Origin of the sequence: Alkalibacter mobilis, assembly GCF_015594845.1 — a bacterium.
Classification (GTDB): domain Bacteria; phylum Bacillota; class Clostridia; order Eubacteriales; family Alkalibacteraceae; genus Alkalibacter; species Alkalibacter mobilis.
Map to the genome: position 1 here is coordinate 1 of NZ_JADNRK010000009.1, position 16,011 is coordinate 16,011.

General features: G+C 38.6%; 13 protein-coding genes. 7 read left to right on the top strand and 6 right to left on the bottom strand.

Annotated features, from left to right (window positions below):
• From IWB18_RS06305 to IWB18_RS06335, 7 genes are all read left to right on the top strand, one after another.
• Positions 1-272: cobalamin B12-binding domain-containing protein (locus IWB18_RS06305; protein ID WP_195682774.1), on the top strand; the 272-nt coding region annotated here is incomplete at its 5' end.
• 41 nt (positions 273-313) lie between these two features.
• Positions 314-1,291: a uroporphyrinogen decarboxylase family protein gene (locus IWB18_RS06310; protein ID WP_195682775.1), complete on the top strand. Its 978-nt coding sequence runs from the start codon at positions 314-316 to the stop codon at positions 1,289-1,291.
• Positions 1,292-1,569: 278 nt separating this feature from the next.
• Positions 1,570-2,190, top strand: a complete 621-nt coding sequence (locus IWB18_RS06315; protein WP_195681646.1) for a corrinoid protein — start codon at positions 1,570-1,572, stop codon at positions 2,188-2,190.
• A 36-nt stretch (positions 2,191-2,226) separates the two neighbouring features.
• Positions 2,227-3,204, top strand: a complete 978-nt coding sequence (locus IWB18_RS06320) for a uroporphyrinogen decarboxylase family protein (protein ID WP_195682776.1) — start codon at positions 2,227-2,229, stop codon at positions 3,202-3,204.
• Positions 3,205-3,371: 167 nt separating this feature from the next.
• Complete coding sequence (locus tag IWB18_RS06325) at positions 3,372-4,349, top strand: uroporphyrinogen decarboxylase family protein (protein WP_195682777.1); 978 nt, start codon at positions 3,372-3,374, stop codon at positions 4,347-4,349.
• A gap of 173 nt (positions 4,350-4,522) precedes the next feature.
• The gene (gene carB / locus IWB18_RS06330; RefSeq protein ID WP_195682778.1) at positions 4,523-7,744 is read left to right on the top strand and encodes a carbamoyl-phosphate synthase large subunit; all 3,222 of its coding nucleotides are present in this window, start codon (positions 4,523-4,525) and stop codon (positions 7,742-7,744) included.
• A gap of 51 nt (positions 7,745-7,795) precedes the next feature.
• Positions 7,796-8,749 (top strand): L-lactate dehydrogenase, encoded by a 954-nt coding sequence (locus IWB18_RS06335; RefSeq protein ID WP_195682779.1) that lies wholly within the window; start codon positions 7,796-7,798, stop codon positions 8,747-8,749.
• 26 nt (positions 8,750-8,775) lie between these two features.
• On the opposite strand, the gene IWB18_RS06340 is transcribed toward IWB18_RS06335, so the two are convergent.
• The 6 genes from IWB18_RS06340 to IWB18_RS06365 form a co-directional block, all read right to left on the bottom strand.
• Positions 8,776-9,567, bottom strand: a complete 792-nt coding sequence (locus IWB18_RS06340; RefSeq protein WP_195682780.1) for an ABC transporter ATP-binding protein — start codon at positions 9,565-9,567, stop codon at positions 8,776-8,778.
• A 15-nt stretch (positions 9,568-9,582) separates the two neighbouring features.
• Positions 9,583-10,485 (bottom strand): ABC transporter permease, encoded by a 903-nt coding sequence (locus IWB18_RS06345; RefSeq protein WP_195682781.1) that lies wholly within the window; start codon positions 10,483-10,485, stop codon positions 9,583-9,585.
• A gap of 24 nt (positions 10,486-10,509) precedes the next feature.
• On the bottom strand, positions 10,510-11,508 hold the full coding sequence (locus tag IWB18_RS06350) for an ABC transporter substrate-binding protein (RefSeq protein ID WP_195682782.1): 999 nt from the start codon (positions 11,506-11,508) through the stop codon (positions 10,510-10,512).
• Between the two features lie 434 nt (positions 11,509-11,942).
• On the bottom strand, positions 11,943-13,340 hold the full coding sequence (locus IWB18_RS06355; RefSeq protein WP_195682783.1) for a hypothetical protein: 1,398 nt from the start codon (positions 13,338-13,340) through the stop codon (positions 11,943-11,945).
• Positions 13,341-13,395: 55 nt separating this feature from the next.
• Complete coding sequence (locus IWB18_RS06360) at positions 13,396-14,181, bottom strand: transposase (protein WP_195682784.1); 786 nt, start codon at positions 14,179-14,181, stop codon at positions 13,396-13,398.
• 21 nt (positions 14,182-14,202) lie between these two features.
• Complete coding sequence (locus IWB18_RS06365; protein WP_195682785.1) at positions 14,203-15,873, bottom strand: PP2C family protein-serine/threonine phosphatase; 1,671 nt, start codon at positions 15,871-15,873, stop codon at positions 14,203-14,205.
• Between the last annotated feature and the right edge of the window lie 138 nt (positions 15,874-16,011).

The window sequence follows — 16,011 nt, forward strand, 5'->3', positions numbered from 1 at the left end:
CAATGATCGACCTTGGAGTTGACGTACCAGCAGAGAAGTTTGTAGAAGTGGCTAAAGAGAACAACGCAGTTATAGTAGCTGCATCAGGACTTCTTACTACTACAATGCCTGCACTTAAGCAGACATCTCTTGCACTTAAAGAAGCAGGATTCACTGTAATCGTAGGTGGAGCACCTGTAACACCTGAGTATGCAGCAGAAATCAAAGCAGACGGATACGCTCCTGACGCTGGTAGCGCTGTAACAAAGGCGAAAGAACTGATAAAAGCGTAATCAATATCTTGCAATCAACTAAAAACCGGGAGGCGTTATAAATGTTATCGATCAAACAAAATTTGCTTGAAACCATCAAAGGTGGAAATCCTGACAGATTCGTAAATCAGTATGAATTCATGGATATAGTAATGGAATGTCCCATGGGAATGATGGCGGGACCAGGTCAGACTATAGTCAATGAGTGGGGCATCACTTTCACATGGCCTGAAGGACAATTAGGTGGATTTCCCGTTCACGATGAAGATCACAAAGTTCTTAAGGATATTACCAAGTGGAAGGAACAAGTCAAGATCCCTCCGATAGTTACTGACGATGCTGCCTGGGCTGCTGCAGAAGAACGTGCCAAAAGTATTGATAGAAATGAAAAATACGTCACTGCATTCGTTGCACCTGGAATCTTTGAAATGACTCATCACTTGATGAGCATGGAAGATGCTTTGATGGGTCTCTATGAAGAACCTGAGCTGATGCACGAGTTGATAGATGCCTTGACTGAGAGAGAGCTGGCATACGCCAAGGAAGTGATTAAAAGAATCAATCCTGAAGCGATTTTCCATCATGACGATTGGGGCAGCCAAAAATCTTCATTTGTTTCTCCTGAAATGTTTGAAGAATTCTTTCTTCCCGCCTACAAAAGGATTTACGGATTTTACAAAGAAAACGGAGTCGAACTTATAATACACCACAGTGACAGCTATGGCGCCAACCTGGTAGATTACATGATCGAAATGGGTATTGACATATGGCAAGGAGTCATGACCACAAACGATACACCAGAACTTATCAAAAAATACGGCGGACAAATTTCTTTCATGGGTGATCTTGACAGTGGAGTCATAGACTTCCCGGAATGGAACAGAGAAATCATCGACATGGAAGTTGAAAGAGCATGTACAAGCTGCGGGAAAAATTACTTTATTCCATGTCTGACTCAAGGGTTGGGTTTTAGCTCATTCCCAGGTGTTTATGACGAAACTTCCAAGTCTATCGATGAAATGAGTAAAAAAATGTTTTAATACTGCCAATTTGCGGACACACACCAGTGTGTCCGTTTTTTATTTTGCAGATGCTTAATAATTTATAAGTTTACATATCATTTGAATACAATTAAAATTTATTCTTATTTTACAATTTAAGTGCAACTAATTTATTGACATGCCAAAATTAATCTGTTAGAATTTGTACATGAGATTGATTATACATTTTTAAGTGAGTGTAAACGGTCTCAATTTTATGAAGCAGTATACTTTTCAATACTGTGTCTAACGATTTTATAAACCGAGGAGGAACAGAAATGTCAAAAATTCAAGAGATCCAGGAAATGGTATCAAAAGGTAAAACCAAAGTCGTAGCAGGTTTGGTTCAGGAAGCACTGGACGAAGGCAAACAACCGAAAGAAATCCTTGATGCAATGATCGAATCCATGGGAGTAGTTGGAGACAAATTCTCTGCCGGAGAAATCTTCGTACCTGAAATGCTGATAGCGGCAAAGGCCATGAGCAAAGGTGTAGACGTATTAAAGCCCCTGCTTGCAGGCGACAGTTCCGTATCCTTGGGAACATGCGTAATAGGAACAGTAGCCGGTGACCTTCATGACATAGGAAAAAATCTTGTAAGCATGATGCTTGAAAGCTCAGGATTTACCATCGTAGATCTTGGAGTGGATGTTCCAGCTGATAAATTCGTAGAAGCGGCAAAAGAAAACAATGCGGTGTTGGCAGCTTGTTCTGGTCTTCTAACCACCACCATGCCGGCACTTAAACAGACATCCCTGGCTCTTAAGGACGCAGGATTCAAGGTCATGGTAGGCGGAGCGCCCGTAACACCCGAGTATGCAGCCGAGTGCAAAGCAGACGGATATGCTCCTGATGCCGGCGGTGCGGTTACAAAAGCAAAGGAACTGGTTAAAGCATAACATCCAACTAACAATTAAACTGGGAGGCGCATATAAATGTTATCAAAAAAACAAAATTTACTTGAAACTATAAGTGGTGGAAAACCTGACAGGTTTGTAAATCAATATGAATTCATGGATATTATAATGGAATGCCCAATGGGAACCATGGCTGGACCAGGACAAACAATTGTCAACGAATGGGGAATCACATTTTCATGGCCTGAAGGACAAATCGGCGGTTTCCCTGTTCATGATGAAGAACATATCGTATTGAAAGATATAACCAAGTGGAAAGAACAGGTCAAAATACCTCCAATAGTCACTGATGATGCTGCTTGGGCTGCAGCGGTCGAACATTCAAACAACATTGACAGAAACGAGGTATACGCAACCGTTTTTGTAGCACCTGGACTTTTCGAAATGACTCACCACCTGATGAGCATGGAAAACGCCTTAATGGCATATTATGAAGAGCCGGAATTGATGCATGAACTTATAGCCGCTTTGACTGAGCGAGAACTCGCTTATGCAGCAGAAGTCATAAAACGTGTTAAACCCACTGCCCTTTTCCATCACGATGACTGGGGCGGGCAAACTTCTACGTTTATTTCTCCTGAAATGTTCGAAGAATTCTTTGTTCCTGCATACAAGAAAATATACGGTTTCTACAAAGACAACGGAGTGGAACTCGTTGTCCACCATGGTGACTCTTACGCAGCAACTTTTGTGCCGTATATGATCGAAATGGGGATCGATATCTGGCAAGGTGTTATGACAACGAACAACACCCCTGAGCTGATAAAGAAATATGGCGGACAGATTTCTTTCATGGGCGACATTGACAGCGGCGTTGTCGACTTCCCAAATTGGACAAGAGAAATCATCGACAGAGAAGTTGAAAGAGCGTGTACAAACTGTGGTAAGCACTACTTTATCCCCAATCTTACACAAGGATTGAATTTTAGTTCATTCCCGGGAGTTTACGAAGAAACTTCTGAGGCAATCGATGAAATGAGTAAAAAAATGTTTTAACAACACTTCTGCCGGGGTGAAAAATACACCCCGGAAATTTTAGACAACTTTATTAACTGCAATTAACATTTAATCTAATCAGCAACATAACAGCTTAACATTATTTATTATTTAAATTTATCATTGCATCGCAAATTTTGAAAATAAATTATTGGAGGTCGATATAAATGTTAACAATCAGACAAAATTTACTTGAAACCATCAAAGGTGGAAATCCTGACAGATTCGTAAAACAGTTTGAATTCATGGAGCTTATTTACGAATGCCCTATGGGTTCTTTCCCCGGCCCTGGTGAAACAATTGTCAATGACTGGGGTATTACCTTTACGTGGCCGGAAGGACAAGTTGGCGGATTTCCAATACATGACGAAGAACACATAGTTTTAAAAGATATAACCAAGTGGAAGGAACAAGTCAAAATTCCTCCGATAGTTAAAGATGATGCTGCTTGGGCTCCAGCAGTCGAGCATGCCAACAAAATCGACAGAAGCGAAAAATTTGTTACTGCTTTTGTTGCACCTGGTCTTTTCGAAATGACACATCACTTGATGAGCATGGAAAATGCTCTAATGGCTTATTACGAAGATCCTGACAAAATGCATGAATTGATTGAAGCTTTATGTGAAAGAGAATTGGAATACGCTGCAGAAGTTATCAAGAGAATTAAACCTGATTGTCTGTTCCACCATGATGACTGGGGTGGACAAAAATCAACATTCATCTCGCCTGAGATGTTCGAAGAATTTTATCTTCCTTATTATAAGAAAATATACAAGTTCTACAAAGATAACGGAGTAGAAGTAGCAGTGCATCACAGCGACTCTTATGCCGCTTCATTTGTTCCTTTCATGATTGAAATGGGCGTCGATATCTGGCAAGGGGTCATGACAACCAACAACACACCTGAATTAGTTAAAAAGTATGGTGGACAAATGTCATTCATGGGCGACATCGACAGCGGTGTGGTAGATTTTCCTGGCTGGAATCGCGAAATCATTGATAGAGAGGTTGAGCGAGCTTGCAAAAACAACGGCAAACTCTACTTTATCCCTTGTCTAACTCAAGGTGGAGACTATGGTTCATTCCCGGGTGTCTATGAAGAAACAAGCAAGTCAATAGATGAAATGAGTAAAAAAATGTTCTAGATTAGTTTACTGGGACCTATCTTAGTAGGATAGGTCTTTTTTTTGTTTAAATCATATACGGTTTCAATACAAACAGCTTCTTACAACATGCATAAAAACTCTATTTAGGTTTATTATCATGCACCAATTGTGATAATATATATAAATAAAGCTTAAAGAGATGGAGGTTTAAAATGCCTAAAAGAACTGATATTAATAAAGTGATGATAATAGGTTCAGGACCGATTATCATTGGACAAGCCTGTGAATTTGATTATTCAGGCACTCAGGCTTGTAAAGCTTTGAAAAGTCTTGGTTATAAAATAGTGCTGGTAAATTCAAATCCTGCAACTATAATGACTGATCCGGAAATTGCCGATGTGACCTATATCGAGCCTTTGAATGTCAAAAGCATTGAATCAATAATCGCTAAAGAACGACCTGATGCCCTTCTCCCTAATCTAGGTGGGCAAACAGCATTAAATTTGAGTATAGAATTAATGAATGCGGGAATACTAGATAAATACGAGGTAAAAGTAATAGGAGTACAGCTGGATGCAATCGAGCGTGGCGAGGATCGAATAGCTTTTAAAGAAAGTATGGACAAACTTGGAATAGAAATGGCGAGAAGTGCTCCCGCTTACTCTGTTGAAGAAGCCGAAAGGATCGCTCAAGATCTTGGATATCCAGTAGTCATTAGACCAGCCTTTACAATGGGTGGAACAGGTGGCGGCTTAGTCTACAATGTCGATGAGTTGAGAACGGTTGCCAGCCGAGGTATTTCTGCCAGCCGTGTTGGTCAAATTTTGATCGAAGAATCGGTACTGGGTTGGGAAGAATTAGAATTGGAAGTAGTAAGAGATTCCAATAATAAGCTTATCACCATCTGCTTCATCGAAAATGTGGATGCCATAGGAGTTCATACAGGTGATTCTTTCTGTACTGCTCCCATGCTGACAATTAGTACTGAACTGCAACAAAAACTTCAAGATTATGCTTACCGGGTCGTAGAAGCAATTGAAGTAATAGGTGGCACAAATGTACAGTTTGCACACGACCCAAAAACAGGACGTGTTGTTATAATCGAGATAAACCCGCGTACGTCAAGGTCATCTGCGTTGGCATCCAAAGCAACTGGTTTTCCTATTGCTTACGTCTCCGCTCTTTTGGCAGCAGGCATCACTTTAGATGAACTACCCTATTGGAGAGATGGAAGTTTGGACAAATACACCCCTTCAGGTGATTACGTAGTTGTTAAATTTGCGAGATGGGCTTTCGAAAAATTTCCCGGTTCTCAGGACAAGTTGGGAACGCAAATGAAAGCTGTCGGCGAAGTAATGAGCATCGGTAAAAATTATAAAGAAGCCTTGCAAAAAGCAATAAGATCTTTGGAAATAGGAAGATATGGTCTAGGATTCGCTAAGGATTTCAACAAAAAATCCCTGGACGAGCTATTGGCAATGCTTTCGGAGGCAACCAGCGAACGACATTTCATCTTGTATGAAGCAATCAGAAAAGGTGCGGATCTGGATCTCTTATACAAAATTACACATATAAAAAACTATTTTCTTCAGCAAATGAAAGAACTTGTTGATCTAGAAGCGACGATTCTTGATTATGATATAAATTCAATACCGGATAAAACTTTTATTGAAGCCAAAAGAGACGGTTTTGCAGATCGCTACCTGGCTCAACTTTTGAATACCACTGAGACCAAAGTCAGGGAAAAAAGAAAATTATTAAATATAATGGAAGGCTGGGAAGCAGTCCCTGTCAGTGGCGTTGAAAATGCAGCTTATTATTTTTCCACTTACAATGCCCCAGATCAAACATCTACAACCGATAAACCCAAAGTCATGATTTTAGGCGGTGGACCAAACAGGATCGGACAAGGCATCGAGTTTGATTACTGTTGCGTTCATGCTGCATTTTCATTGAGAGAATTGGGTTACGAGACTGTTATTGTAAACTGTAATCCCGAGACTGTGTCTACAGATTATGATACATCCGACAAACTTTATTTTGAACCGCTGACTGTAGAAGACGTTTTAAGCATTTATGAAAAAGAAAACCCCCTAGGAGTCATAGTTCAATTTGGAGGGCAAACACCTCTAAATATAGCTAGAGAATTGGAAGATTTGGGCGTGAATATTCTCGGCACCTCCCCTGCTACGATCGATCTTGCAGAAGATAGGGATCAATTCCGAGAAATTATGGAAAAACTACAGATTCCAATGCCTCAATCCGGTATGGCTGTAGACACAAATGAGGCACTGGCGATATCCGATGAATTGGGATTCCCTTTGATGGTGAGACCATCGTATGTTTTAGGCGGCCGCGGAATGGAAATAGTCCATGACAAAGAAATGCTGATCCGATATATGAACTCAGCAGTTAGCGTTTCACCTGAAAGACCCATTCTGATCGACAGATTTTTAAGTAATGCGATTGAAGCAGAGGCAGACGCATTATCAAACGGCAAGGATGTTTTTGTTCCAGCAATTATGGAACATATCGAACTCGCAGGAATACACTCCGGAGATTCGGCTTGTGTCATACCACCAATCTCAATTCCGGAAAAGCACCAGGAAACAATAAAAAACTACACACAAAAGATCGCAAAGGAAATGAACGTAATTGGACTAATGAACATGCAATATGCCATATCTGATGACAAAGTATACGTTTTAGAGGCTAACCCAAGAGCATCCAGGACAGTGCCGTTGGTTTCAAAAATTTGCAATATATCCATGGCTAAAATTGCAACTGAAATCTTGATGTCTGAATTCAAAGGAGATATTTATCCTGTAGATAAATTTAGCGATATCGCAGTCTCGCATTATGGTGTCAAGGAAGCTGTATTCCCATTTAACATGTTTCCAGAAGTCGATCCGGTTTTAGGTCCTGAAATGAGATCAACAGGTGAAGTGCTCGGTATTTCAGATTCTTTTGGGCTGTCTTTTTACAAGGCACAGGAAGCCACTCAATCACCTCTCCCAACTGAGGGAACTGTTCTGATTAGCGTAAATGACAATGATAAACATTCTTCCTTGGAATTAGCGAGAAATTTCATAAAAATCGGTTTTAAAATTAAAGCTACCGGCGGAACTCACGCTTACTTTAAGGAAAATGGGATCGATTCCGAAGAAATCAACAAACTATATGAAATAAAGCCAAATATTTTGGATGCTATAGCAAATGGTGAAATCCAACTGGTGATCAACACCCCTTCATCCAAAAGAAGTCAAAGTGACGGTTCATTTATTAGAAAGTCATCAATTAGACATAAAATACCGTATATAACCACAATTACTGCAGCTTTGGCCAGCGCCAAGGGCATTGAAGCACACCTGGAAAACATTTCATCTGGACCCAGCCTCAAGTCACTGCAGGAGTACCATGCCAACATTAAATAAATATTTACTATTTTGTTTGTCAAAACAAAGTATCTTTTAGGGAGTGATTTAGTGAACGAAGTTTCGAGAAAAGTCGTTATTATCGGCGCTGGACATGTAGGCTCACACTGCGCTTACAGTCTGGCCTTCAAAGGCGATGCATCAGAAATCGTGTTTATAGATTTGGATCATATCAAAGCTTCTGCACAAGCGGGTGATATTATGGATTGTGTTAATTTCATGCCTCACAAAATTATCGTTCGAGTTGGTGATTATTCCGACTGCACAGATGCATCCATCGTTATACTTGCCGCAGGTGTACCAAGAAAACCCGGCCAAACAAGATTGGATACAATGAGCGATTCAATAAACGTCATGAAAGATATTGTCCCAAAATTGAAAACATCCGGATTTGAAGGTATACTTCTATGCATATCGAATCCCGCAGACGTGGTCACAAAATACATGTTGAATCACACGGGATTTGAAAAAAAGAAAGTTTTTGGCACCGGCACATCTTTGGACACATCTAGGCTTAAAAGGATATTGTCGGACCAACTGGATAGAGATCCAAAGTCTATAGGATCCTTGGTAATGGGAGAACATGGCGATTCCAGCATGATACCTTTTTCACATGTTACAATTGGTGGAAAATCTTTGCTCGATCTAAAGAAAGAGCAAGTGGAACCTTATTCATCTATAAATTTCGACAAGATATTAAATCGTGTAAGAACGGTGGGAATGGATATAATAAACGGGAAAAACTCCACCGAATTCGGTATTGGCACGGTCGCATCTCAAATAGTCGGGAGTATACTCAATGATGAAAAAAAGGCATACCCATTGTCTGTATTACTGGAAGGCCAGTACGGCGAAAAAGACATATGTATTGGAGTCCCGGCAGTTATTGGAAGAAGTGGAATTTTAGAAGTTTTGGAATTGAACATGACACAACATGAGATGGACATGTTTAAAAACTCATGTGACATTGTCCGAGAACATTCTCGGGCTGCAGAAAGTCTGTAATTAAAAAAGCGCATATGCGCTTTTTTTTATGAAAGTAATATTCTATCATCTGAAAATTCTTTGTGTTTTTTATTTGAATAATAACTCATCAATTTGTTTAGAGACATGTCTTCTCTCTCTTCACCTTTAATATCCAGTATGATCTCTCCTTCATCCATCATGATAGTTCTGTTGCCTAAGGCAAGTGCCGCTTTGATGTCATGGGTTATCATCATTGTAGTAATTTTTGACTCGGAGACTATTTCTGTAGTTATCTGTAAAATCCTCTGTGCTGTAGCTGGATCCAGAGCTGCAGTATGTTCGTCCAACAGCAATAACTTCGGTGAAGCTATTGTACACATTAGTAGTGTGACAGCCTGTCTTTGTCCACCTGAAAGATTTTTGACCTTGGTTTTCATCCGATTTTCCAATCCTAGATCCAAAGTACTCAAAACATCTCTAAAATAGGCTGAGTCGGTTCCGTTAAGCGCAAAGAAGCTTTTTTTGGCCTTTCTTGTAAATGCCAGAGCAAGATTTTCTTCTATTGTCATTGAAGGTGCGGTTCCTCTCATCGGATCCTGCATCAGTCTTCCGATTTCATAAGCACGCTTGTACTCAGGCATTGTTGTGATATTTTTTCCATTTAATATTATCGCACCGGAATCAATGAGAAAACTTCCTCCAACAGCGTTAAACAACGTTGATTTTCCAGCTCCATTCGACCCTATGATCGTAACAAAATCTCCTTGCTCCAAGGTAAGATTCAAATGGTTCAAAGCCTTTTTTTCATTTGCAGTTCCTTTATAAAAAGTCTTGCTAACGTTGATCATTTTCAGCATGTGAGTTAAAACCAATCATTTAAGATGGTTTTTTACCTCCCTTCTGATTTTAGCTTGATCCATCAACCCCTTAATGGAAGGTCCCGATAACGCCACCATTACTATCACCGCTGATATTAGTTTCAGCGCATAAGACGGGAATAAATCGATCTTTAATGCCATAGCTATTATAATTCTGTAGATTATAGATCCTGCAACGGCTGAAATCAAGCCAATGGTCACACCTCGTTTACCAAATACGGTTTCGCCTATTATTACCGAAGCCAATCCAATAACAACCATGCCACTGCCAGACCCCACATCAGAGAACATTTGGTATTGGCAGATCAAAGCCCCTGCCAGTCCTACGAAAGCATTTCCCATTGAAAGACCTACACACTTTGTCAAATCAGCATTTATTGATGATGATCTGACCATGTCTTCGTTGTCACCGGTTGCTCTTATGGCAAGACCCAACCTGGTTTTAAAAATCACGGACAAAATCAGCGCCCCGCCTATACTTAATATCAGGGCTAAAGCGGTCTTGGCTTGTCCCATCTGGACAATAAGCCTTTCCATCAAGGTAAAAACTGTTTCATTGCCGACAACTGACAAATTTGCTCTTCCACCCATTATAAATAAATTTATGGTGTACAAACCCGTCATGACCAAAATCCCCGATAATATGGGATGTATTGAAAGCTTGGTCTGAAGTAATCCTGTCACCAGTCCCGCAATTGAACCTGCCAGCATTGCCAATAGCAATGCCAATACAGGATGACCAGTTATAGTAACCACAGCTCCAACAGCCATTCCCAAAGCAAAGCTACCATCCACAGTCAAGTCAGGTAGATTGAGTATTCTGAATGTAATATATATCCCCAAGGCCATTATGCCGTATAACAAGCCCAGTTGAAGAGACCCTGTGATCAATGTCATGCTACCGCACCTTTCTGATTAATCTTATTCTCCTATTATAACAAAACTTTCCTTCAAATTCTCAGGTATTTCGATTCCCAATTCATTTGCGGTGCCAATATTTATCATATTTGCATACTCAGCTATTTGTTCAACATGATTTTCTGATATGGTTTCACCGTTTATTATTCTTCCGATCATGTCGGCTGTCTGTCTTCCCAATACCGTATAATCGATTCCCACTGTGGCTAATGCTCCATCCGCCACCATTGAATCAGCTCCAACATATGTGGGTAATTTTGCTTCCATGGCAACTTGCATATATGTTGCCATTGCGCTTGCCACTGTGTTGTCATTTGGTGTAAAAAAAGCGTCTACGCTATCGACCAGAGATGCAGCTACTTGTTGCAAGTCGGCTGTTCCGGTTATCGTAGCTTCTTTGTACTCTATACCCGCTGATTCGCAGTATACCTTTGCCCTCTCAATCCCTGCAGTTGAATTTATTTCACTACTGTTGTAGATGAATCCAAAAGTCTTTACCTCGGGAGTTAGTTGCTGCGCTAATTGGAAGATTTCTTCTATAGCTATGGAATTGGAAACTCCGGTTATATTTTTTGATGTATCTTCAAAAGCTGTTACCAATCCTGCTTCTACCGGATTGCTGACTGCTGAGAAAATTATAGGTACTTCAGATGTTGAAGCAGCCGCCGCTTGAGCAGTTGGTGTTGCTATTGGTACTAGTATATCTATCTCACTATTCAATAATTCCTGCATTATCGAAGGTAAGAGGCTCATATCACCGTTGGCATTTTTCACTACGATCTCAGTTTTATCTTCAAGTCCCATCTCCTTAAGTTCTTCAATAATTGTTTCTCTTATCTGATTTAATGACGGATGATCCATTGGTTGAACGATCCCTATTTTTATTTTCTCGACTTCATTTGAATCACCGTTTTCATCACCCGAACCTTCACCACTTGTGCAACCTGCAAACAACCCTACTAGCATAAAACATACGACCAAAATTGACATTAATTTTTTCATTTTCTTCTCTCCTTTGTTTTTGATATGTGATATGGCAAGTGAGGAAGGTTGCACTCAGCTAAAATAAAAAAAATCCCGTCCTGAATATAAGGACAGAATTTATCTGCTATGCCACCTTAATACTTAATTTGATCATTTTGACCAGCCAAAATGAGTTTTCCACGAAAATGCCAACACATTCCCTGTCGTTAACGCCAACACACGTCTCGGATACTAAACTAAAAAGTTTTTCACCTTGCCCTCAGTAGTCCATTTGCCGATCAGCTTCTCCGCAGGCGTTCCACCAGCCCCCTGCTCTCTATAGGTACTTATATCGGTTTGATCTCTACATCATCGGTTTAATTAAACTAATTATATTTATGTAAAAAAGAATTGTCAAGCTAATCTTTAAACTCATTCAAATTCATAAAATTATCAAACAAGGAAGAAACAACTTAAAAATGAGATCTATTCTTCATTTTCTTAAATATTTTAATCAATAATAATGAAAATCCCAAAATTATTGAGACAAGAAAAATAATAAAACCAAATATCAAAATACTATACAAATTATTGTTGAAATATCCCCCAATTTTATCCTGCAATGTAATTTTTTCATTTTTATAAAGAGAGAATTTCAAGTCGTTCTCAGGTAAATTTTCGAAGGAACCAATATAATTACCAAGGGGATCCTTATTAAGATTCAACGTGCTTTCGATTACATATGGTACATCAGCCGGTGGTAATATTTTGATTTCCAAATCAGAAAATGTCTTCCAATTTTCAGCCGGCGTCAACAAATACTCATATGTATATATAGGTGCCACAGTTTCAGACCTGTCGTAGCTGCCCTGTACATTGTACTTTACCATAACATTTTTTTCTTCTTCCGGCTCAAACTCGATTTCGTATGAGAGCATTATAAATCTTTCTTCGACAAGGCCGCTTGCCACGTCATCATCAGTTACAAAAAATCCTGTCTTGTCAAATAGTTCATCCAAAAATTCGTAGTAAAACCCTTTGTGATCTTCAATATTCTCGGAAGTTATACCGTCTTTAGTAATATCTGATATATAATCCACTACAAAATCCGATACTTGCATTTCTTTTTCGGATTTTGTTATTTCCAAATAATTGTGTTCCACTTCTTTTCCTTGGTCAAGTTCGTAAATCCTGACCAAAAATTCTGCTTTATCGCCTAAAATAAATATTTTAGGCGTCTCATCCTTGATTTGAGATACAAATTTACAACCGCCTTCTTCTGTTACGCTGAACCCATTGAATCCGAATGAAAAGAAATTGTTATCCGCTGGAGAAATATCAAAGGACACTTCCAGTCGAAAATCATCATCCAATTTTTCAGTATCAAAGGTGTATAATGTACCTGTATCTTCGGCGGAAAAATTTTCTGTATTAAAATAATTATTATGATATATTTCTGATACCATTTGATTCAAATCTGTCTTGTATGTTCCCTCATAATCGATCGTGGGACCATAAAAGATTTCATAGTCCACCCAAGCTCCATTGGATTCGACCAAAACTGTTTCTTCTGTCTTTTCAAAGATATTTCCTGCAATGGGAAATATCATCTTGGTAGAAACAGTCTCTTGAGAATCATTTCTCATCATGTAATCAGCAATTACTTCAGCAACATATCCATAGTTTTCAATTTTTCCCGCGCTTAAATCAAAAGTCAAATCTTCACTTAAAACTTCAACAGGAGATTCTTTGTCAATAGAAATCAATACGGATGTGGGACATTCATTCCACTTCACAGGCGTTGCATTGGCGTAAATCGTTCCATTCAGCGTTACCAGGATTAAAATGACCGCTAAAATGATTTTTTTCATATATTTCGGACCTCCTGTTTGGGATTTGACTTAATTAATTGTAACGTTCATTCAATTAGTATTTTCCGGTACTGACTTGATGCACTACATTGCTGTTGATCTCCAGGTGCTCCGCTATTTTTCTGTGACTTACGGGAGTTTCATTGAGCAATTTTGAAACTAATCCCCGCATCAACTCTTTGTCTTTTTTTATATCTTCCAGAGACTCTATGTTGTTTTCCGAATAAAATTGATTAATCTGGTCATCTAAAATCAATTTTCTCATTGTCTCCAAATCTCCCGGAGTATCCAGATGTTCGGAATATTCACATTCTTCATGAAATTTTTCAAAACCCATAATGCCATCGGTAAAAAAAGCTAGAACTTTATCCATTTCATCTTTATTGATGACTGTGGATTCGTTTTGAGAATATTCGATAAAACTTGACCATGGATATTTCGATGGATCCTTTACCAATCCGACTCTTAAAGGGTTGTAATGGATATAACACATCACGCTCAAGAGATAGACTTCGTTATCTACTGTTTCACTTTTGTACCTGTCATGAAAAACGTGACCTTCCCTTTTGTTCGACCGGTTGTAGAAAGACGCATAACCAACATTTAAACGTTTCATAGCACGTCCAAGGGAATTGTGGTCACATTTCACCAGCAAATGAACATGATCATCCAAAATGCAATAGGAGTTAACGCTATAATTTTCTTCAATCGATACACTCTTTAAAAGATCCTGAAAATACAGCTTGCTTACATCATCATTAAATATTTTTTCTCTGTTGGAGCCTCTTGCAACTATATGATAATATCCTGTCGGACTAATTTGTCTTCCTTGTCGAACCATATGTACACCTCTGAAATAGAATTATTTTATTCCTATGATAAAAAAGTTTATGTCATCTTTAATTTTTTCACTGTCAGTAAATCCATGAAGTTTGTCCAACAATTCTTTTGATATGCTCTTGGGGCTTTTATCGTCAGATTTTTTCATTAGATTTACAATTTTTTCCTCGCCAAAAAAATCCCCTTCGTTGTTCTTGGCTTCAATTGTACCGTCTGTATAAAATATGATCTTATCTCCCGATTTCAAATCATATTTATAATCAGTAAAATCAGGTTTGAAGTCCTTGTTGTATTTACATATGGGAAATCCGTTGTGTACAAGCCTTTTAGCATTTCCATTATGCCTTTTCAATATAGGATAAGTGTTTAAACCTGCTGATGAAAAGATCATTTCCTTAGTGTTTTTATCGATCAACCCATAAATCATGACCGCGTACATCTCAAAAGGAAAATCCGTTTCGTTATATTCCATGTACAAGTTTGTCAGTACCTCTCTGGGACTGTATATATCTTTTACACCGCTTTGATAAACCCTTCTGGTAGTGATAGCCTGTTTCATGAAAATAGTCATCATTGCCGCAGGTATCCCATGACCTGCCACATCACCTATATAAAACGCAATGTATCTATCACTAAGATCCTCAATGCCGAAAAAATCTCCTCCTACTTTTTCGCAGGGAATATATTCACTAAAAAATTCAATAGCTTCGAATTCCTCGTTTTGTTTGGGCATGATCGCCTTTTGAATCTTCTTGGCATAGTCTAAATCCTTGAACAATTGTTCGTTGGCCTCCTGAACCTCTCTTGTTCGTTGTTTGACGAGAAATTCAAGATTATTGGCATATTTGTTCAACTGACCCTTTGCTTTATCAAGTTCTACGTAAGGATAATGCACATTAAATATAAACATTACCTTGAATATCATATAGGATGCTATAAGTTTATAAATATGACCCAACAAGTTGTAGGTGTCGTATACATTGGCATAACTGGCAAATGCCAATTCTGAGAATATGCTTACTATCAAAGCTGATAAAAAAAGCGACAAAGATTTTCTCTTTTGCCTTTTGAATTCTTTCATGAGCAGCACAAACGCCAACATCATTATAAGAATTATTGTGTATTCTAGGATCTGCTTTGTTAATGTTAGCCCCTGGCCTTCAACAAATAAAACTGGGAATTTTTCAGGAAATAAACTTATATATATGAGAAAAAAAACGGCAGATATGATTGGTATCCACAAAAAAAGCAATCTATACTTAGTACCTACCCTTTTTCTTAAAGGAATAAAAGACCCCACCAACAAACCCAACGCGAATACAAACCTGCCCAGTATCCAGAAGGCTGTTGCAGATTGCACAGAACTGTCTACTAAGATCCCCGGCATACCCTCATAGGAAAATGTATGCCAAAAATCTATGAAGCCGACAAATAACAAAGTTGACGCAGTAATTTTCATCCGCAGTCTTCCATCTCGATCGCCTACGTAATAAATTAAAAGAAAAGTAGCAAAATACATTACTATACTTGCGTACTCCACTATGGTATGGAATACAAGATAATGATCTGTTAAAAATATTTTGTAGACATGATTTTCCAAATATCTAACAAAATAAAAAACAATAGCTGAAATCACCAAACTTCCAAAAATTGTCTTATAATCGTCATATTTACCAAGTTTTTCGCTGATCATGTCTCACTCTCTTCCTGTCAACAAAATAGTTTGACTAAATGTTTAGCGTTTTTTAATATCAACCTATACTTAGTATACCAATTAGAAAAATAATGTAAACCGTTAAACTCGATTTGCCTAAATTGCTTACAAAGTCAA

Excerpts from the sequence above, each read along its gene's own strand:
- IWB18_RS06315 (WP_195681646.1), top strand. The coding sequence starts at position 1,570 with ATGTCAAAAATTCAAGAGATCCAGGAAATGGTATCAAAAGGTAAAACC.
- IWB18_RS06345 (WP_195682781.1), bottom strand. The coding sequence starts at position 10,485 with ATGACATTGATCACAGGGTCTCTTCAACTGGGCTTGTTATACGGCATA.
- IWB18_RS06360 (WP_195682784.1), bottom strand. The coding sequence starts at position 14,181 with ATGGTTCGACAAGGAAGACAAATTAGTCCGACAGGATATTATCATATA.
- IWB18_RS06320 (WP_195682776.1), top strand. The coding sequence starts at position 2,227 with ATGTTATCAAAAAAACAAAATTTACTTGAAACTATAAGTGGTGGAAAA.
- IWB18_RS06340 (WP_195682780.1), bottom strand. The coding sequence starts at position 9,567 with ATGCTGAAAATGATCAACGTTAGCAAGACTTTTTATAAAGGAACTGCA.
- IWB18_RS06350 (WP_195682782.1), bottom strand. The coding sequence starts at position 11,508 with ATGAAAAAATTAATGTCAATTTTGGTCGTATGTTTTATGCTAGTAGGG.
- carB (WP_195682778.1), top strand. The coding sequence starts at position 4,523 with ATGCCTAAAAGAACTGATATTAATAAAGTGATGATAATAGGTTCAGGA.
- IWB18_RS06310 (WP_195682775.1), top strand. The coding sequence starts at position 314 with ATGTTATCGATCAAACAAAATTTGCTTGAAACCATCAAAGGTGGAAAT.
- IWB18_RS06355 (WP_195682783.1), bottom strand. The coding sequence starts at position 13,340 with ATGAAAAAAATCATTTTAGCGGTCATTTTAATCCTGGTAACGCTGAAT.
- IWB18_RS06325 (WP_195682777.1), top strand. The coding sequence starts at position 3,372 with ATGTTAACAATCAGACAAAATTTACTTGAAACCATCAAAGGTGGAAAT.
- IWB18_RS06365 (WP_195682785.1), bottom strand. The coding sequence starts at position 15,873 with ATGATCAGCGAAAAACTTGGTAAATATGACGATTATAAGACAATTTTT.